The sequence below is a fragment of the Pseudomonas sp. No.21 genome (assembly GCF_054558415.1).
On record NZ_BAAJNO010000010.1, the window covers coordinates 217,295 to 238,684 of the forward strand.

Sequence of the window (21,390 nt, forward strand, 5' to 3'; positions counted from 1 at the left end):
TTCGCGGCGACGGGGAGGGGGGGCTGCGGATCAGTGGTGCTCGGTCTTCACCAGCGGATCGGAGCCGGCCACCAGGGAGCTGACGATCTGCGAGGAGGAGGACCCGTACTGGGTCAGGTCCACGCCTTCGAGCTTGATGGTCACATCGGCACTGCTGTTGACGTTGCCGGTGGTGCTCACCTGCAGGGTGCTGGTGGCGGTGTCGACCTTGAGGTAATCGAGGAGGTTGCCGGAGTGCGCGGCATCGGGCAGCAGGTCGCTGAGGTCGATGCGGTCGCCCTGGGAGGCGTTGAAGTCCTTGATCACGTCGTTGCCGACATCGCCCGCCTTCCACATGAAGACGTCCGCGCCCGCGCCACCGGTGAGGGTGTCGTTGCCGATGCCGCCGATCAGCAGGTCGTTGCCGTCACCACCGTTGAGCAGGTCGTGGCCACCGTTGCCATAGAGCACGTCGTGGCCGTTGCCGCCGTTGATGATGTCGGAGTACTTGCTGCCATTGATCAGGTCGCTGGCTTCGGTGCCGGTGGTGGTCTGGATGGTGTGGACCGCCCAGCCGGTGCTGGTTTCCACGAATTCCTGGCCGCTGGACAGGGTGGTGGCCTGGAACAGCTGGTAATCGCCGGTACCGAGGGTCTTGTACGCCGAGTCATCACTGCCGCTGGGCTTGAGCTCGATCTTCAGGGTGGCGGAGCCGCCCTGGTCCCAGTACAGCAGTTCCAGCGCCTGCAAGCCGCCGGTGAGGCTGACGTTCTTGTAGGTGTCGGTGGTGGTGGACTGGATCTTGTCGGCGTTGGCGACGTCCTGGCCGTCGATCAGCAGGCGGTACCCGTCGTCCGCGGTGATGCGGATGTCGTAGGTTCCGCCGTTGCCGACGTCGATGAAGCCGTGGGCGCGGATGATGGCGTCGCTGGTGTCACCCAGGTTCGACCCGCCGGCCTTGAGGCTGGAGACGTTGCCGGTACTGGCTGCCGTGAGGAAGTCGTACAGGTTGTTCTGGCTGTTGTTGGATGTGCCGATGGTGGTGCCGTTGCTGACGTTGCGGTTGTCACCCAGGTCGTCGCTGAACACCGGGCTGCCGTTCTTCAGGCCGTAGTCGATGGCATTGGCGATGAAGGTGGCATTGACCGAGCCATTCGCCGCGTTGGTGTTGGAACCCACCAGGCTGCTGTTGTTGCCGGAACGGCCCTCGATGTAGTTCTCGACCTGGCTCAGGGTGGTGAGGTTCGGCCGGCTGGTGCCGTTCTCGCTGTAGCCCCAGTACTCGCCGGTCAGGCCGCCACCCAGGCTGGTGGTGCCGGTGGTGTCGGCCATGGTGATGGTGTTGGTGGTGTAGCTGGTGTGCTCCACGCCGCCATCGACGATGTTCAGCGTCAGGTGCTGGGACGCCGTGCTGGCAGTGCTGCCGTTGGGTTCGGTGCTGACCGCCTTGACGTCCAGGCCGATGTCGCCGCGCACGTCACCGGAAACCTGCAGCTTGGCGGTGGCCAGCTGGGCCGCGGTGAGGGTGTACACGCCGTTGACCGCGCTGAGGGTGGTGCCGCCGACGACGATGCTCGAACCGTTGGACAGGTTGCTCAGCTGGTAGCTCAGGCTTTCGGAACCGTCGGTGTCGGTCAGTGCGCCGCCGATGTAGTTGGCCAGGGCGATGCTGGTCTTGCCGCTGACGCCGCCATCGCCGGCCACCACGCCCTGGGACGAGGTGAGGGTGATGTTGTCGATCAGCGCGCCACGACCACTGGAGTCGGTGGAGGTGCCGGCCAGCTTGATGGTCAGGGCCTCGGTATTGCCGGTGCCGACGAAGCTGAAGTGGATGTTCTCCCAGTTCAGGCTGGTCTGGCTGCTGGTGGAGGCGTATTCGCCCACCAGGGTATTGCCGAGGTAGACGGCGATCTTGGTGAAGCTGGTGTCGAAGCCCAGGCGGCCGGCGTAGTCCATGTTCAGCTCGTAGACCTTGCCGACCTCGGTGGCGACGTTGCGGGTCACGCCCAGGGTCTGCGACATGCTGCCGCCAGCGTCGTTGAGCTCCAGGGCGTCGTTGTTGCCGGTGCCCTGCAGCTTGACGTTGACCATGTTGCCGGCCTGGTTCTGCATGCTGTCGCCGTTGGCCCAGACTTCGAACACGTTGCTGCCGCCACTGCGTACATCGCCGGTGGTGACCAGGCTCCAGTTCTCGAAGGTGGCACTGGTGACGTCCTGCGAAGTGCTGTCGCTGTTCGGCGCGCTTTCCCAGGTGGTGGTGAACAGGTTGGCCGCGGCCGCCGACTTCACGGTGAGCGTCGGGACGTCGGCCACCGGCGCGATGTCGATGCTCATGGTGCTGCTGGCGCTGCTGAGGCTGCCGTCGCTGCCGCTGTACTTGAACTCGGCGTAGGTCTGCTTGTTCAGGCCGACACCGTTGCTGCCGAAGCTGTCGTGGCCGGACTCGTTGGAATCCGGCACGAAGCGCAGGCCGCCGCCATCGATCACCGACTTGGTGACGGTGGTGTTGGCGCTGACATCGGTCCAGGTGTTGCCCACCTTGACCTGCAGCTTGCCTTCGCCCGGCAGGCTCTCGACCTTGATCGACAGGCTGCTGTTGGCGTCCACGTCGCTGACCTTGAAGTCGCTCCAGGTGAAGACGTAGTGGGTGTCTTCGTTGCCGGTGACCGCAGCGCCAGCGACCACCACGGGGGCTTCGTTGACGTTGGTCACGGCGATGGAGTAGGTCGCCGACTGGGTGCTGCCGTCGGAGCTGGTGGCCAGCACGGTGATGGTGTGGCTGGTAGCCGCCTCGTAGTCGAGTTTGCTGCCATCGGCGACGGTGACGACGCCGGTGGTGGCGTTGATGGCGAAGCGGCCGCCGGCGTTGTCGGTCAGCGCGTAGGTCACGCTGGTGCCGGCATCGCCGTCCACCCCGAGGGCGGTGACGCCCACGCGGGTGCCGGTGGCGGCGTTCTCGGCCACGGTATTGGTGGCGCTGTCGGAGTCGCTGAGGGTCACGCCGTTGTCGTTCACGTTGCTCAGGTTGATGGTGAACACCTGGGAATTGGTGCTGCCATCGGAGCTGGTCACTTTTACGGTGATGTTGTGGCTGGTGGCGGCCTCGTAGTCGAGCTTGCTGCCGTCGGCCACGGTGACGACACCGGTGGTGGCGTTGATCGCGAAGCGGCCGCCGGCGTTGTCGGTCAGCTCGTACTTGGTGATGGTCGCGCCGGCGTCGCCGTCGGTGCCCAGTACGGTGAGGCCGACGGTGGAGCCGTTGGCGGCGTTCTCGGCCACGGTGTTGGCGGCGGCGTTGCTGTCGGTGATGACCACGCCGTTGTCGTTGATGTTGCTCAGGTTGATGGTGAACACCTGGGAATTGGTGCTGCCATCGGAGCTGGTCACTTTTACGGTGATGTTGTGGCTGGTGGCCGCCTCGTAGTCGAGCTTGCTGCCGTCGGCGACGGTGACGACACCGGTGGTGGCGTTGATGGCGAAGCGGCCACCGGCGTTGTCGGTCAGCTCGTACTTGGTGATGGTCGCGCCGGCGTCGCCGTCGGTGCCCAGTACGGTGAGGCCGACGGTGGAGCCGTTGGCGGCGTTCTCGGCCACCGTGTTGGCCGCGGCATTGCTGTCGGTGATGACCACGCCGTTGTCGTTGACGTTGCTCAGGTTGATGGTGAACACCTGGGAATTGGTGCTGCCATCGGAGCTGGTCACTTTTACGGTGATGTTGTGGCTGGTGGCGGCCTCGTAGTCGAGCTTGCTGCCATCGGCCACGGTGACGACACCGGTGGTGGCGTTGATGGCGAAGCGGCCACCGGCGTTGTCGGTCAGCTCGTACTTGGTGATGGTCGCGCCGGCATCGCCGTCGGTGCCCTTCACGGTCAGGCCGACGGTGGAGCCGTTGGCAGCGTTCTCGGCAACCGTGTTGGCCGCGGCATTGCTGTCGGTGATGACCACGCCGTTGTCGTTGATGTTGCTCAGGTTGATGGTGAACACCTGGGAATTGGTGCTGCCATCGGAGCTGGTCACTTTTACGGTGATGTTGTGGCTGGTGGCGGCCTCGTAGTCGAGTTTGCTGCCATCGGCCACGGTGACCACACCGGTGGTGGCGTTGATGGCGAAGCGGCCACCGGCGTTGTCGGTCAGCTCGTATTGGGTGATGGTCGCGCCGGCGTCGCCGTCGGTGCCCTTCACGGTCAGGCCGACGGTGGAACCGTTGGCGGCATTCTCGACCACGGTGTTGGCGGCGGCGTTGCTGTCGGTGATGACCACGCCGTTGTCGTTGACGTTGGTGACGTCGACGGTGACGGTCGCGGAGACCGGGGTCTTGCCGTCGGTGGCGCTGACCTGCAACTGGTGCTGGGTGGCGGTCTCGTAGTCCAGGGTCTTGCCGCTGGCCAGGGTGATCACGCCGGTGCTGGAGTTGATGGTGAACAGGCCAGCGTCGTTGCCACCGGTGATGCTGTAGAACAGCGGCTCGCCATCACGGTCCTGGTCGGTGCCGGTGAAGCGGTCGCTGAGGTCGGCGATGGTGCTGCCGGAGGCGATGTTCTCGGCGAAGCTCACGGTGCTGTTGGCCAGGCCCGGGGCACTGTCCAACGCCGCGACCTGGACGGTCATGGTGTTGGGCGTGGAGAAGGCGCCGCTCTGGTCCTGCACCGAGAAGCTGAAGCTGCTGTTGCCGTTGGCATTGGCTGCCGGGGTGTAGACCAGGGAGGCGATCTGCGCCGCGGTGATGATCATGCCGACGGTGACGGCTTCGTTGCCCAGGCTCAGGCTGCCGCTGGACGGCAGGCTGTTGATGCGGATGCCCTTGAGGCTGTCGCCGGTATCGACATCGTTGAAGGCGAAGTCGCCGCTGGTGAAGCTGCGCGGGGTGTCTTCGTTGGTGCTGACGGTGTTGTCGGCGCTGGTGGGCGCGTCATTCACGGCGTGCACGGTCACCGGCAGGGTCAGGTTGGTGCTGGCCTTGTCGCCGTTGGCCCCTTCGGTAGCGGTCGCGGTGACCTTCAGGTCGAAGGTGCCGTTGTAGTTGGCCGGCGGGGTGATGCTCAGGTTGCCCAGGTTCCAGCTGCTGATGTCGGCGGTGGTGCTGCCGCTGGTGGCGGTGAAGCTGTTCACGCCGTCGGTCAGGGTGGCGCCCTCTGGGATCTGCGAGATGCCCACGGAGAGGCTTTCCGAGCCGTCGGTGTCCTTCAGCGAGGCGGTCAGGCGAGACAGCGGGATGCTGCTGTCCTCGTCACCTTCGTTGACGTTGTAGAGCTGGTAGTAGCCCTTGCCATCGCTGCCATGCAGCTCCGACAGGTGCAGGCCGTTGCCGGCCAGGTCGCTGGGCTTGGCGTAGAGCTGCACGTTGGCGCTGGACAGGTCCTGCACCGGGCCGTTGCCGACCTTGACGTTGACGTCCAGGGTGCCCGGGCCGCTCTGGTTGTGCTGGTAGATGTCCAGGGTGTAGTAGCCGCTCTGCTGGGCGGTGTAGCTGCCGCTGAACTGGCCGCTGGAGCCGCCCCAGGTGGCGTTGGCCACGGTGGTGCCGCCCACGGAGACGAGCACGCTGTCGTCGCCCGAGCCGCTGAAGGTGTAGGTCTGGCCGGCTTCGAGGTAGATCAGGCCGGAGAGCTTGTTGGCCACGCCGGCGTTGACGCTGTCGATGTGGGCATCGGCCAGGTTGCCGCTGCTGGCGGGGGTGCCGGCGGCGTCGATGGTGCTCTTCAGGGTGGCCGGGTTGGCGCCGTTGCCGCCGCTGCCCAGGGGCAGGTTGTTCCAGCTCTGTTGCAGCAGGCCGGTGGCGGCGGGGTTGCCACTGGGTGCCTGGGCGCCGAGGTTCGGGGCATCGGCCACGGCCTGGATGCCGACCTGGACGGTGGCGGTGCTGTTGCCGCCCTTACCATCGGTGACGGTGTAGGTGATGGTGTCCGCACCGCTGTAGTTGCCGGTGGGGGTGTAGACCAGCTTGCCGTCGACGATGCTGACGCTGCCGTGCTGCGCGTTGGCGCCGGTCAGGGTCAGGCTGTCGCCGTCGGTGTCGCGGTCGTTGGCCAGCACGTCGATGGTGACGGCGGAGTCTTCCAGGGTGCTGGCGGTGTCGTTGGCCGCCGTCGGGGCATCGTTGACCGGGTTGACGGTGATGTTGACCACGGTGTCGACCACGCCGCCCTTGCCGTCGCTGACGGTGACCACGAAGCTGTCCGGCCCGTTGTAGTCGCCGTTGGGCTTGTAGGTGTACTCGCCGGTGCTCGGATTGAGCACCAGGGTGCCGTTGGCGGTGCCGGTCTTCAGGGTGTAGGTGAGGCTGTCGCCTTCCGCATCGGTGGCGGTGATGCGGCTGGTCAGGGTGCCGTCCTCGTCCACGCTGGCGGTGCTGTCGGGCGCGACGGGGGCATCGTTGACCGGCTTGACGGTGACGCTGACCACGCTGGTGGTGGTGCCGCCGTTGCCATCACTGATGGTGACGGTGAAGGCATCGCTGCCGTTGAAGTCCTTGGCGGGCTGGTAGGTGTAGGTGCCGTCGGCGTTGAGGGTTACGGTGCCGTGCTGCGGGCCGTTGCCGTTGGCGATGCTGTAGGTGAGGGTGTCGCCGTCGACGTCACGGGCGGTGACCTTGCCGTCGATCGGGGTGTCCTCGTCGGTGCTGACGCTGGACGGGGTGCTGGTCGGTGCGTCGTTGACCGGGTTGACCTTGATGGTCACCACGGAGTCGGCATAGCCGAGCTTCGGATCGTAGACCCGGATGGTGAAGGTGTCGGTGCCGTTGAAGTCTTTGTTCGGCGTGTAGGTGTACTCGCCGGTGACGGTGTTGAGCAGCAGGGAGCCGTGGTCGACGCCGGCCTGGATGGTGTAGGTCAGCTTGTCGCCGTCCACGTCGCTGGCGACGATCTTGCCGCTGACGCTCTGGTCTTCATCGGTTTCCTTGGCCTGGTCGGCGGTGACCGGGGCGTCGTTGACCGGCTTGACGGTGACGCTGACCACGCTGGTGGTGGTGCCGCCGTTGCCATCGTCGATGGTGACGGTGAAGGCGTCGCTGCCGTTGAAGTCCTTGCCCGGCTGATAGGTGTAGCTGCCGTCGGCGTTGAGGGTGACGGTGCCATGCTGCGGGCCGTTGCCGTTGGCGATGCTGTAGGTGAGGGCGTCGCCATCGGCATCGCGGGCGACGATCCGGCCGTCGATCGGGGTGTCTTCGTTGGTGCTGATGCTGGACGGGCTGCTCACCGGTGCGTCGTTGACCGGGTTGACCTTCACGCTCACCACGGAGTCGGCGTAGGCGCCTTTGGCGTCATAGACGCGGATGGTGAAGGTGTCGTTGCCGTTGTAGTCCTTGTTCGGCGTGTAGGTGTACTCGCCGGTGACGGTGTTGAGCAGCAGGGAGCCGTGGTCGACACCGCTCTGGATGATGTAGGTCAGCTTGTCGCCTTCCACGTCGGTGGCGACGATCTTGCCGCTGACGCTCTGGTCTTCGTCGGTTTCCTTGGCCTGGTCAGCGGTGACCGGTGCATCGTTGACCGGGGTCACGTTGATGCTGATGAGGCTGGTGGTGGTGCCGCCCTTGCCGTCGCTGATGGTGACGGTGAAGGCATCGGGCCCGTTGTAGTCCTTGTTCGGCCGGTAGCTGTAGCTGCCGTCGGAGAAGAGGGTGAGCGTGCCGTTCTGCGGGCCATTGCCGCTGGCGATGCGGTAGGTGAGGGTATCGCCGTCGATGTCGCGGGCATCCACCTTGCCGTTGATCGGCGTGTCCTCGGCGGTGCTCAGGTTGGCCGGGTTGGCGGTCGGCGCGTCGTTGATCGGGTTGACGGTGATTTGCACCACGGCGTCGACCACGCCGCCCTTGCCGTCGTTGACGGTGACGGTGAAGGAGTCCGGACCGTTGTAGTTGGCGTTGGGCTTGTAGGTGTACTCGCCGGTGGCGGTATCCAGGACCAGCGTACCGTTGCTGGTGCCGGACTTGAGGGTGTAGGTCAGGGTGTCGCCATCGGCGTCGGTGGCGTTCAGCTGGCTGGTGAGGCTGCTGTCTTCGTCCACGTTGACGGATGCGTCGTTCATCACCGGCAGGTCGTTCACCGGGTTCACGCCCAGGGCGACCTGGCCGCTGACGGTGACGGTGCCGTCGTTGACGCTGTAGGTGAAGCTGCCAACGGCCTGGCCGGCGCTGTAGTCGGCCGGGGCGTTGTACTTCAGGCCCTGCAGCTGGGCACTGGTGAGGGTCTGGCCGTTGATGAGGGCGGTGCCGTCTGCCAGGGTCACGCTGCCGAGGATGGGCAGGCCGGTGACGGTGATGGTGAGGCTGTCGCCATCGGCGTCGGTCGGGGCCTTGAGGCCCAGGTCGGTGCCGACGCTTTCTTCGTTGACGGTCAGGTTGGCGCTGTCGGCGACCGGCGCATCGTTCACCGGATTCACGCCCAGGGCGACCTGGCCGCTGACGGTGACGGTGCCGTCATTGACGCTGTAGGTGAAGGAGCCCACGGCCTGGCCGGCGCTGTAGTCGGCCGGCGCGTTGTACTTCAGGCCTTGCAGCTGGGCGCTGGTCAGGTTCTGGCCATTGGTCACGGCGGTGCCGTCGGCCAGGGTCACGGTGCCCACGGTGGGCAGGCCGGTGACGGTGATGGTGAGGCTGTCGCCATCGACATCGCTCGGCGCCTTGAGGCCCAGGTCGGTGCCGATGCTTTCTTCGTTGACGGTCAGGCTGGTGCTGTCGACGACCGGCGCATCGTTCACCGGAGTGACGCCCAGGGTGACCTGGCCGTTCACGGTGGCGGTGCCGTCGTTGACGCTGTAGGTGAAGGAACCCACGGCCTGGCCGGCGCTGTAGTCGGCCGGGGCGTTGTACTTCAGGCCTTGCAGCTGGGCGCTGGTCAGGCTCTGGCCGTTGGTCACGGCGGTGCCGTCGGCCAGGGTCACGCTGCCGAGGGTCGGCAGGCCGGTGACCTTGATGGTCAGCGGGTTGCCATCGACATCGGTCGGGGCCTTCAGGCCCAGGTTGGTGCCGACGCTTTCCTCCGCCACTGTGAGGGAGGTGCTGTCGGCCACCGGTGCATCGTTCACCGGCTTCACGCCCACGGTGACGGTGGCGGTATCGGTGCCGCCGTGGCCGTCGCTCACGGTGTAGGTGAAGGAGCCGGTGCCGTTGAAGTTGGGCGCAGGGGTGAACACCACCTTGCCGTTGACCAGCTCCACGGTGCCGTTCTTGGCGCCCTGGACACTGAGGATGGTCAGCGAGTCGCCGTCGACGTCGGTGTCGTTGCCCAGCAGCGTGGAGGGCTCGATGGTCAGCGGCTGGTCTTCGTTGGTGGTCAGTACGTCGTTGCCGGCCTGGGTCAGCTGGCTGCCGCCGACCACGGTGTAGGTGCCGCCTTCCGGACGCAGTTCGACCTTGAGCTGGGCCTGGCCGCCCTGGTCCCAGTAGACGATCTGGATGTTGTGGGCACCGCTTTCGGCAATGGTGAAGGTGGCCGATTCGCGTGCGGTCGGGCCCTGGTTGCCGTTGTACTCGGCGACCACCTTGCCGTCGATGACGATGCTGAAGCCGTCGTCGGCAGTCACCTTGAACTGGTAGGTGCCGGCCGCGAGGCTGATCTGGCCGGTGAGCTGGATGATGGCGTCCGAGCTGTTCGCCGGGTCGGTGTTCAGGGAGCCGGCATCGGCGCCGAGGAATTTCTGCAGCTGCTGGTCGCCGCCCAGGTTGCTGGACACGCCGTTGCCGTAGTTCAGCTCGGTGGCGGTGAAGGTGGCGCTGGGGGTGCGGCCGGCGATGAAGGCGGCGACCCCGGCGAGGTTCTCCAGGTTGCCGCCGTCGGTGCCTTCACGGTAGGCGTAGTAGTTGCCCTTGAGGCCGGCGATGACGCCGAAGTCGTCGTTGGCGTCAGGCGCGTCGTTGATCGGGTTGACGCCCAGGGTGACCTTGCCTTCGACGGTGGTGGTGCCGTCGTTGACGCTGTACTTGAAGTCGCCAACCGGGTCGCCGGCCTTGTAGTCGGCCGGGCCGTTGTACTTCAGGCCCTGCAGCTCGGCGCTGGTCAGGGTCTGGCCGTTGGTCACCGGGATGCCGTTGGCCAGGGTCACGGTGCCCACGGTGGGCAGGCCGCTGACGGTGATGGTCAGGACGTTGCTGGTGTCGACGTCGGTCGGGGCGGCGATGTTCAGCGCCGTGCCGGTGCTTTCCTCGTCGACGGTGACGCGGGTGTCGGTGACCACCGGGGCGTCGTTGCGGCCCTCGATGGTGACCGAGGCGTTGGCGCTGGTGACGCCGCCGTGGCCGTCGCTGACTTCGTAGCTGTAGGTGAGGACGACCTTCTCGCCCACGGCCAGGTAGTCGTACTTGGACGGGTCGATCTTCAGGCTGTTGCTGGCGGCGTCGAAGCTGACGCCGGACGCATCGCCGCTGCCCACCTGCTGGAGGTTGCCGACGCTGAGGACGTCGTTGGCGTCTTCGTCGGAGGCGTGCTGCAGCAGGTCGAGGCTGTAGGCGGACGCGTCTTCGTGGGTCAGGGTGGTGGCGACACCGCTCACCACCGGGGCGTCGTTGCTGCCGGTGAGGGTGATGGTGACGTCACGGGAGACCGGGGCACCGCTGCTGTCGGTGACGGTGACGCGGTAGACCAGGGTGACGGTCTCGCCGGCGCCCAGGTAGTCCAGCGCGCCGGCGGCGACGCTGTAGTTCCAGTGCACGGAACCCTGGCCGTCGCCCTGGGCGGCATCGCTGATGCTGGCGCTGAGGTTGCCCAGCACGTTGACGGTCTGGCCGTTGCCGTCCTTCGCGCTGACCAGCTCGGTGCCGATGCTGTGGGTGTTGCTCAGGTCGGCGTCGCTGAAGCCGAAGTCGCCGCTGGCGGTCAGGCTGCCGGCGTTCTCGCCGGGCACGCCGTCGGCGCGCTCGGTGATGCTGCCGCTCTGCACGGTGCTTTCCAGCACGGGGGCGTCGTTGCGGCCCTCGATGGTGAGGGTGGCGGTGGTGGGGGTGACGCCGCCGTTGTTGTCGACCACGTCGTAGCTGTAGGTGAGCACCAGTTTCTCGCCGGCGGCGAGGTAGTTGTAGGCGTTCGGGTTCACCTGCAGGCCGCTGCCGCTGAGGGTCACGCCCGAGGTGTCGCCGCTGCCGACCTGCTTGAAGTTGCTGATGCCCAGGACGTCGCTGAGGTCGACGTCGCTGGCGTTGGCCAGCAGGTCGACGCTGAAGGAGGCGGCGTCCTCGTTGCTGTCCACGGCGATGGCGCTGCTGACCACCGGCGCGTCGTTGACGCCGTCGATGGTGACGGTGGCGCTGGTGGTGACCAGGCCGCCCTTGCCGTCGCTGACCTGGTATTCGTAGGTCAGAACGACGCTCTCGCCCTTGGCCAGGTAGTTGTACCGGGACGGGTCGACCACCAGGGTGTTGCCCTGGACGGTGACGCCGCTGGCGTCGTTGCCGCTGGTTTCCCTGACGTTGACGGCGCTGAGCACGTCCGTGGCGTCGGCATCACCGGCCTTGGCCAGGAGGTCGATCACCTGGCCGGCGGCATCTTCGTTGGTGCCGTGGGTGATGGCGCCGCTCACCACCGGGGCGTCGTTGACGCCGGTGACGGTGATGGTCAGGGTGCTGCCGCTGGAGAGCTTGCCGTCGGTGGCGGTGAAGGGGATCTGGATGACCCGTTGCTCGCCCTGGCCCAGGGCCTGGTAGGCGGCGTTGCTCGGGTCGAAGGTCCAGCTGCCGTCGGCGTTCAGGCTGAAGCCGGCCGGGGCGGGGTTGTTCAGGGTGAAGGTGAGGGTGTCGCCGTCGACATCGGTGGCGGCGAGCTTGCCGCCGATGGCCGGGGCGTCCTCGACGGTGCTGTCGCTGGTGGGGGTGGCCACCGGGGCGTCGTTCACCGGGGTGATGTTGAGGGTGATGCTGTCGGTGTCGCTCAGCTTGCCGTCGCTGGTGCTGAGGGTCAGGGTGTCCTGGCCGTTGTAGTTGGCGGCCGGGACGTACTTCAGGCCCTGCAGGGCGGCGTTGATGGCCGCCTGGGAGCCGGACAGGGTGATGCTGCCGGTGCCGTTGCCGCTGTAGGTCAGGCCGTTGGCGAGGATCGGGCCGAGGCTCAGCACGCCGTGCTCGACGCTGAGGGTGGTGGTCAGCTGGTCGCCGTCCACGTCGCTCACGCTGACGCTGTTGTTGCCGAAGAGGCTGAAGACCTTGCTGCCGTCCTCGGCCAGGGTCTGGGCGCCCGGGGTGGCGTTGACCGGGGCGTCGTTGACCGGGGTGATGTCGAACTTGAGGGTGGCGGTGCTGGTGAGGCTGCCGTCGCTCAGGGTGTAGGTGACGCTCGGGACCGGGCCGTTGTAGTCCTTGGCCGGTTCGAAGGTGAAGTCACCGTTGGCCTTGATGGTCAGCTTGCCGGTGCCCAGCAGGTCGATGGTCCCGCCCGCATTGGCGCTGACGAAGGGGAGGCCGGTGATGCTGAACTTGGTGACCACCAGGGCGTCGCCGTCCACGTCCTTGTCGTTGGCCAGGACGTTGCCGGTGGCGGTCTGGTCTTCGTTCAGGGTGACGCTGTCGTTGACGCCGACCGGGCGGTCGTTGACCGGGGCGACGGTAATGGTGGCGGTGGCCTTGCTGGCGGACACGGCGCCGTTGTTGTCGACGGCGCTGTATTCGAAGGTGGTGGTGCCGTTCCAGTCCTTGGCCGGGACGAAGTACACCGGGCCGGTGACGCTGTCGCCGGCCTTCAGGGCGGTACCGCCGTTGGCACCGGCGTAGAGGGTGCCGTTGGCCGGTACGGAGCCGATGGTGTAGCCGGTGACGGTGCCGTCGACATCGCTGCCGGACAGGTTCACCTGGATGCGCGCGGCCTGGTCTTCGTTGCCCGAGGCGCTGACGGCATTGGCCACCGGCGCGTCGTTGGTGCCGGTGAGGGTGATGGTCAGGGTGCTGTCGGCGGTGGCGCCGTGCTCGTCGGTGACGGTGACCGGTACCGTGATGACCAGTTGCTCGCCACCTTTGAGGTAGTCGTAGGCGGCGTTGCTGGCGTCGAAGGTCCACTTGCCGTCGCTGCCCAGGGTGAGGCCGGCGACATTGGCGGTGGTGCTGAAGGCGAGGACGGCGCCGTCATCGACGTCGGCGGCGGCGATCTGGCCGTTGATCTGGCCGTCGCCTTCATTGGCGGCGGCGGTGGCGGCGGTGATGGTCGGCTTGTCGTTCACGCCGGTGACGGTGATGGTCAGCGTGCTGCTGCTGGAGAGCTTGCCGTCGGTGGCGGTGAAGTTGATGGTCAGGGTGGTGGACTTGCCTTCGGCCAGGTGCTGGTAGTCGGCGTGGCTCGGGTCCAGGGTCCAGGTGCCATCGGTATTGAGGGTGAAGCCGCCGGGGAGGGCGCCCTTGGAGCTGTAGGTCAGGGTGTCGCCGTCGACGTCGGTGGCGGCCAGCTTGCCGCCGATCACGGGCGCGTCTTCGCGGGTGGCCTCGCTGGTGGGGGTGGCCACCGGCGCGTCGTTCACCGGCTTGATGTTGAGGGTGACGCTGTCGCTGTCGCTCAGCTTGCCGTCGGTGGTGTTGATGGTCAGGGTGTCCTGGCCGTTGTAGTCCTTGGCCGGGACGTACTTCAGGCCCTGCAGGGCGGCGTTGATGGCCGCCTGGCTGCCCACCAGGGTGATGCTGCCGGTGCCGTTGCCGCTGAAGGACACGCCGCCGCTCAGCGGGCCGAGGGTCAGCGCGCCGTGTTCGACGGAGAGGGTGGTGGTGAGCTGGTCGCCGTCCACGTCCCGCACCGCGATGCTGTTGCCGCTCAGCAGGCTGAAGGTCTTGCTGCTGTCTTCGTTCAGGGACTGGGCGCCGGGGACGGTGTTGACCGGGGCGTCGTTGACCGGGGTGATGTCGAAGGTGAGGGTGGCGGTGCTGGTGGCGCTGCCATCGCTCAGGGTGTAGGTGATGGACGGCACCGGGCCGTTGTAGTCCTTGGCCGGGGTGAAGGTGAAGTCGCCGTTGGCCTTGATGGTCAGCTTGCCGATGACCAGGTCGGCGGTCTCGCCGGCCTTGAAGCTGACGAAGGGCAGGTTGGTCAGGCTGAACTTGGTGACGGTCAGGCTGCTGTTGTCGACGTCGGTGTCGTTGCTCAGCACGTTGCCGGTTGCGACGCTGTCTTCGGCCAGGGTGACCTTGTCGGCCACGCCCACCGGCGCATCGTTGGTGCCGTTGATGGTGACGGTGACGCTGGTCTTGGTGCCGTCGGCGGCGGAGACCTCGAAGGTCTCGGTCAGCTTGTCGCCGACGTTCAGCTCGTTGTAGGCGGAGCTGGCGGTGTAGGTCCACTTGCCATCGGTGCCGATGCTGAAGCTGCCATAGGTGCCGGCGACGTTGCTCTGGGCGACGAAGGTGGCGGGGTTGTCGACATCGCTGATGGTCAGGGTGCCATTGGCGGTGGCCGGGGCGTTGGTCTCGGTCAGCTGCACGTCGGCGCTGCTGAGGACGGCGGCGTCGTTGGTGCCGTTGATGGTCACGGTGACGCTGGTCTGGGTGCCGTCGGCGGAGACCACCTTGAAGGATTCGCTGTAGGACTGGCCGACGTTCAGCTCGTTGTAGGCCGAGTTGGCGACATAGGTCCAGTTGCCGGCGGCGTCGATGTTGAAGGTGCCGTAGGTGCCGGCGACGTTGGTCTGGGCGACGAAGGTGTTGGGGCTGTCGACATCGCTGATGGACAGGGTGCCGCCGGTGCTCAGCGCATCGTTGGTCTCGGTCAACTGCACGTCGGCGCTGCCGAGGATGGCCGGGTCGTTCACCCCGGTGACGGTCACGGTCAGGGTGTTGGTGGCCTGGGCGCCGTGCTCGTCGGTGACGATGTAGGCGATGGTGAGGGTGGTGGTCTGGCCTTCGGCCAAAGACTGGTAGGCGGCGTCGCCGGCGTTGAAGGTCCAGCTGCCATCGGTGTTCAGGGTGAAGCCGGCCGGGGCCTTGCCGTCGATGGCATAGGACAGGGTCGCGCCCTTGTCGGCGTCGGTGGCCACCAGGTTGCCGGTGATGCTCTGGTCTTCGGTGACCGCCGCGCTGGTGGCGGTGGCGATCGGGGTGTCGTTGGTGCCGGTGAAGTTGATGGTGATGACGCGGGTGTCGCTGGCGCCGGAGGGGTCCTTCACGGTCACGGTGAAGTTTTCGCTCGCGGTCTCGCCCAGGGCCAGGCCATTCACCTTGGCGGCGTCGACCACGTAGGTGTAGCTGCCGTCGGCGTTGACGGTCAGTTCGCCGTAGGCGCCCTTGGCGCTGCCGCTCCAGGTCAGGTTGGTGTCGTCGACGTCGGTGGCGGCCAGTTGGCCCTTGATGTCGGCGAAGGTGTCGGCGGCGGCGCTGTCGTCGACGCTGGCCTCATAGGTGCCGGTGGCGACGGGGGCGTCGTTGACCGGGTTGATGCCGACGTTGACGGTCAGCGGGGTGGAGGCGCCGCGGCTGTCGCTCACGGTCACTTCGAAGCTGTCGCTGCCGTTGTAGTCCTGGCTCGGGGTGTAGGTCCAGGTGCCGTCGGGGTTCAGTGCCAGGGTGCCATTGGCCGGGCCGCGGGTGACGGAGAAGGTCACAAGATCGCCATTGGCGTCACGGCTGGTGAAGGTGCCGCTGAGCGGGATGTCTTCGTCGGTGACCAGGTTGAAGGTGGTGATCGGCGCGCCGGAGCCGTCGGTGAACTCGGGGGCGACGTTCTGCAGCGGGTCCTGGGTGTCGCCGTCGGCGGCGCCCTGGAAGGCCAGGCCCTGGGTCTCGAAGCCGACGTTGGGGTCGACGCGCTCGCCGGTGGCATCGAGCAGGACGAAGCTGTGGCTGCCGCCCGCAGCACCACCACCTGCCGCGCCGCCAGCGGCGGGGGCACCGGCCGCGGTGGCTTCGAAGGCCTGGGTCGGGTCGACGCCGGCGGCGATGGCCTTCTGCAGTTCCTCGGCGCTGGGCGCCTGGCTGGCCGGCTTCTCGTCGGTGCCCTGGGGCGCGATGTCGGCGCCGCTCCACTGAGTGTCGCGACCCAGGTCGACCAGCTTGCCGTCAGGCAGTTCGAGGGTGACCATGCCCGCCGCGCCGGTGACCAGCTGCTCGCCCTGGAAGATACGATCACCCTCTATGAGCTGGCGTTGCACACCCTCCGGGGAGACTGCAACAACTTGGCCGACAACGCTCTTGACGATTGCAACGACACTGCTCATTGGGGTGACTCTCCTGGTTTGGCTCTAGCTTCGGCGTGCTGCTTCGGTGCTCTACGAAGAGCCGTTTCGATGCAGGCATTCCCTTGTTAAAGGTGGTATTTTTTTGTCGTCAATTATTTGGCTTATCGCGTTTTGCTATTAAGTTTATGCCAATGTATTGACCAATTGGCATCCATCCTAAACAATCGTTTTCGTAATGTCACTTTGATATTCGATGGCCGTCCGGATTTTTTCAATGAGACTTGGATCACGGTTTTCTGCTCCGTCCGAGCGAGGTTGATGCCAATTTCATGACGGTGATTTCGGCCTCCCAAATACTGTCTTCAACACTCTGATAAGGATGCCAATCCATGCGTCTGCGTTTTGCTTGTGTCGTGCCCTTCGCCCTTGCTGCAAGTCTCCCTGTTCATGCCCAGACGCTTTCCGAAGCCATGCAGCGCGCATTGGATGTCCACCCCGAAGTCCAGGCCGGCATCAACAGCCGCATGTCCGCCGACTACCAGCTGAAAGCCGCCAAGGGCGGCTACCTGCCGAAAGTCGACCTGCTCGCCGGCTACGGCCGTGAAGGCTCCGACAACACCACCACCCGTGGCCAGGGCGACCACTGGAAGACCATGACCCGTGGCGAATCGTCGCTGCGCCTGCAACAGATGGTCTTCGACGGCTTCGCCACCTCCAATGAGGTCGCCCGCCAGCAAGCCACAGTCAATTCCCGTGCCTACTCGCTGCTCGGTACGTCGGAAAGAACCGCGCTGGACGTCGCGCAGGTCTACATCGATGTGCTGCAGCGCGAGGAGATGGTCCGTCTCGCCGAAGCCAACCTGAAGAGCCACCAGCGCATCTATGACCAGATCAGCCTGCGCAGCAGCCGTGGCGTCGGTCGCCTGGCCGACCAGGACCAGGCCGAAGCGCGGCTGGCCCAGGCCCGCAACAACCTGATCACCGAGCAGACCAACCTGGCCGATGCCCGCACCAACTTCTACAGCGTAGTCGGCATCGATCCGGTGGACCTGAGCGAACCGGCCGGCCTCGCCGGCCAGTTGCCCGCCGACATCGCCGAAGCCCGCCAGACCCTGCTGGCCAACAGCCCGATCCTGCGTTCCGCCGAGTCCGACGTGGCGGCTGCCGAGAAGCAGTACGACGCGGCCAAGTCCTTCTTCTATCCGCGCTTCGATGCCGAGCTGTCCCGTGGCGCCGACAACGACCTGGACGGCCAGGACGGCCACGTCAACGAATGGCAGGCCATGCTGCGCATGCGCTACAACCTGTTCGCCGGCGGCAGCAACAAGGCTGACCTGGAATCCAAGGCCTACCAGATCAACCAGGCCCTGGACATCCGCAACAACGCCCTGCGCGTGCTTAACGAAGACCTCGGGCTGTCCATGAACGCCCTGGCCAACGCCCGTGAACAAATCCCGATCGCCCAGCAATACGTCGACTACAGTACCCGTGTGCGCGAGTCCTACCAGAAGCAGTTCAGCATCGGTGAACGCACCCTGCTGGACCTGCTGGACAGCGAGAACGAACTGTTCACCGCCTCCCGCCGTCTGGTGGAAATTCGCCACCTCGAACTGTTTACTCAGTACCGGATCAAGGCGACCATTGGCGAGCTGCTGAAGAGCCAGGGCGTCGTCGCGCCGATGGCCTCCGTCGTCCAGTCCGAACTCAAGCCCGAGGCGACCCTGCCGGGCCTGAACTGAGACTTCACCCGTCCCTGAAGAGAAAGAGTGTCCAAGCGTGGATCCAGAAGTCAGCCGAGCCCCCTTCAACAACGATCCACGCGGTCAGCTAGATGATCCACTCCTGGACAGCCTGCTTTCCCTCTGCCTGCAACACCAGCGGCCGGCCAGCCGGGCCATGCTCACCGCCGGCCTGCCGCTGCCCGGCCAACGCCTGACCCCCGAGCTGCTGCCCCGTGCGGCGGCCCGGGCGGGCCTGCAGGGGCGCCTGCTGCAACGCAAGCTGGAGCAGATCCCGGCGATCGCGCTGCCGGCGCTGCTGCTGCTCAAGGAAGGGCGCTGCGCCCTGTTGCTGGCCTGGGAGGAGAACGGCGACGCGCGCCTGCTGCTCAGCGAAAGCGATGGCGGCGAAGTGCGGGTCAAGCGCGAGCTGCTGGCCCAGGACTATGCCGGCCAGTCCTTCTTCGCCCAGCCGCAGCACAAGTTCGACATCAACCACGGCAGCCTGATACCCCGGGCGCGCCACTGGTTCCGCGACACCCTCAAGCGTTCGCGCTGGCTCTATATAGATGCCGTGGCCGCCAGCCTGCTGATCAACCTGATCGGCCTCGGTGCGCCGTTGTTCGTGATGAACGTCTACGACCGCGTGGTGCCCAACCAGGCCGCCGCCACCCTCTGGGTGCTGGCCATCGGCATCTCCGGCGCCTACCTGTTCGACCTGCTGCTCAAGACCATGCGCGGGCTGTGTCTCGATCTCGCCGGCAAGAAGACCGACATGATCATCTCGGCCACCCTGTTCGAGCGCATCGTTGGCATGGCCATGAAGCACCGCCCCGCGCGGGTCGGCAGCTTTGCCCAGAACATCCACGAGTTCCAGTCGCTGCGGGACTTCCTCGCCTCGCTGACCATGACCAGCGTGATCGACCTGCCGTTCACCCTGCTGATCCTCCTGGTGATCGGCATCCTCGGCGGCCACCTGGTGTGGATCCCCGTGGTCGCCTTCGCCCTCGCGCTGACCATCGGCTGGCTGCTGCAGAAGCCCCTGGTGGAGACCATGGACCGCACCATGGCGCTCTCCGCCGAGCGCCAGTCCAGCCTGATCGAGACCCTGGCCGGCCTCGACGCGGTCAAGGTCAACAACGCCGAGAGCGAGCGCCAGTACCTCTGGGAGCAGACCATCGGCACCCTCGGCCGCCTCGAACTGCGGGTGAAGATGCTGTCCAGCCTGTCGCTCAACATCACCCTGCTGATCCAGCAGCTGGCCGGCGTGGTGATGATCGTCGCCGGCGTCTACCTGATCATCGCCGGCGACCTCAGCATGGGCGGGCTCATCGCCTGCTACATGCTCAACGGCCGCGCCCTCGGCCCGATGACCCAGCTTTCCGGGTTGATCACGCGCTACCAGCAGGCGCGCCTGACCATGCTCTCGGTCAACCACATGATGGAACTGCCGCAGGAGCGCCACGAGGACGAGCGCCCGCTGACGCGCCAGACCCTGCAGGGCGCCATCGAGATGCGCCAGCTCGAATTCACCTACCCCAACCAGCAGGCCCCGGCGCTCAGCAACATCAACCTGATCGTCCGCCCCGGCGAGAAGATCGGCATCGTCGGCCGCAGCGGCTCGGGCAAGAGCTCCCTGGCCAAGCTCATCGTCGGCCTCTACCAGCCCGACTCCGGCAGCCTGCTGATCGACGGCGTCGACGTGCGCCAGCTCGACGTCAGCGACCTGCGCCACAACATCGGCTACGTGCCCCAGGACATCCAGCTGCTGGCCGGCACCCTGCGCGACAACCTGGTGTCCGGCGCCCGCTACGTCGAGGACGAACTGGTGCTGCAGGCGGCCGAGCTGTCCGGCGTCCACGAATTCGTGCGCCTGCACCCGCAGGGCTACGAGCTGCAGGTCGGCGAGCGCGGGCAGAACCTGTCCGGCGGCCAGCGGCAGAACGTCGCCCTGGCCCGTGCGCTGCTGCTCGACCCGCCCATCCTGTTGCTGGACGAGCCCACCAGCTCCATGGACAACACCGGCGAGGAACGCCTCAAGCAGCGCCTCAACGCGGTGATCGCCAACAAGACCGTGCTGCTGGTCACCCACCGTGCCTCCATGCTGTCGCTGGTGGACCGCCTGCTGATCGTCGACAAGGGACAGATCATCGCCGACGGCCCGAAGGACGCCGTGATGGAAGCGCTGAAGAAGGGGCAGATCAGTGTCGCGTAAGTCTCCGCTCCACTCGCTGCTGGATTATTTCAAGGGGCGCGAAGACCTGTCCGGCCAGCCCCTGCCGGAAGTCAGCAAGGCGCTGGTCGAAGACGCGCCCCGCGTGGTGCGCCTGACCATCTGGACGCTGATCGGCTTCACCCTGTTCCTCGGCTTCTGGGCCCACTTCGCCGAGATCGACGAAGTCACCCGGGGCGAGGGCAAGGCCATTCCCTCGTCCAAGCTGCAGAAGATCTCCAACCTCGAAGGCGGCATCGTCTCCGAGATGTTCGTCCACGAAGGCCAGGTGGTCGAAGTGGGTGACCCGCTGTTGCGCCTGGACGCCACGCGCTTCCAGTCCAACGTCGGCGAGACCGATGCCGACCGCGTCGCCATGGCCCTGCGCGTCGAGCGCCTGAGCGCCGAAGTGGAAGGCCGCGAGCTGGCCATCGACGACACCCTGCGCGCCAGGGCCCCCGGCCAGGCGCAGAGCGAGGAAGCGTTGTTCCGCAGCCGCCAGCAACAGCTGCGCGACGAGGTCGCCGGCCTCGAGGAACAGCTGGTGCAGAAGCAGCAGGAACTGCGCGAGTTCGCCTCCAAGCAGGGCCAGTACCGCAACAGCCTGGAGCTGTTGCGCCAGGAGATCGCCATCTCCGAACCCCTGGTGGCCGACGGCGCGATCTCCAAGGTCGAGGTGCTGCGCCTGCGGCGCGCCGAGGTGGAGAACCGTGGCCAGCTCGAAGCCACCAACCTGGCCATTCCCCGCGCCGAATCGGCGATCAAGGAAGTGGAGCAGAAGATCGCCGAGACCCGCTCGCGCTTCCGCAGCGAGGCGCTCACCCAGCTCAACGAGGCACGCACCGACCTGAGCAAGGCCGAGGCCACCGGCAAGGCACTGGAGGACCGGGTCAACCGCACCCTGGTCACCTCCCCGGTGCGCGGCATCGTCAAGCAGCTGCTGGTCAACACCATCGGCGGGGTGATCCAGCCGGGCAGCGACCTGGTGGAAATCGTGCCGCTGGACGACACCCTGCTGGTGGAGGCGCGCATCCGGCCCCAGGACATCGCCTTCCTCCATCCAGGGCAGAAGGCCATGGTGAAGTTCACCGCCTACGACTACACCATCTATGGCGGCCTGCAGGCCGACCTGGAGCAGATCGGCGCGGACACCATCACCGACGAGGACGGCAACAGCTTCTACCTGATCAAGCTGCGCACCCGCAAAAGCCACCTGGGCAGCGACGAGAAACCATTGCTGATCATCCCCGGCATGGTCGCCTCCGTGGACATCATGACCGGCAAGAAGAGCATCCTCAGCTACCTGCTCAAGCCCATCATCCGCGCCCGCGCCGAGGCCCTGCGCGAGCGTTGACGGCCCCACGCCGTGCCGGTTCCGGCACGGCGTTTATCGCTTCGTCACATCGCCTT

The 21,390-nt window shown here is 66.4% G+C and carries 4 protein-coding genes; 3 read left to right on the top strand and 1 reads right to left on the bottom strand.

The features are described from left to right. Positions 1–30: 30 nt before the first annotated feature. Positions 31–16,089: a retention module-containing protein gene (locus ACYJSS_RS21805; protein WP_459480514.1), complete on the bottom strand. Its 16,059-nt coding sequence runs from the start codon at positions 16,087–16,089 to the stop codon at positions 31–33. Positions 16,090–16,439: 350 nt separating this feature from the next. Between ACYJSS_RS21805 and ACYJSS_RS21810 the strand changes: the two genes are divergently transcribed. Genes ACYJSS_RS21810 through ACYJSS_RS21820 form a run of 3 tightly spaced genes read left to right on the top strand, consistent with a single transcriptional unit; the run spans position 16,440 to position 21,334 of the window. Continuing rightward, a complete protein-coding gene (locus ACYJSS_RS21810) occupies positions 16,440–17,789 on the top strand; it encodes a TolC family outer membrane protein (protein ID WP_111261258.1) in 1,350 nt (449 codons plus the stop codon). A 37-nt stretch (positions 17,790–17,826) separates the two neighbouring features. After that, complete coding sequence (locus ACYJSS_RS21815) at positions 17,827–19,983, top strand: type I secretion system permease/ATPase (RefSeq protein ID WP_236205000.1); 2,157 nt, start codon at positions 17,827–17,829, stop codon at positions 19,981–19,983. Continuing rightward, on the top strand, positions 19,973–21,334 hold the full coding sequence (locus ACYJSS_RS21820) for an HlyD family type I secretion periplasmic adaptor subunit (RefSeq protein ID WP_111261260.1): 1,362 nt from the start codon (positions 19,973–19,975) through the stop codon (positions 21,332–21,334). Before ACYJSS_RS21815 ends, ACYJSS_RS21820 begins: the two co-directional genes overlap by 11 nt. Positions 21,335–21,390 lie beyond the last annotated feature (56 nt).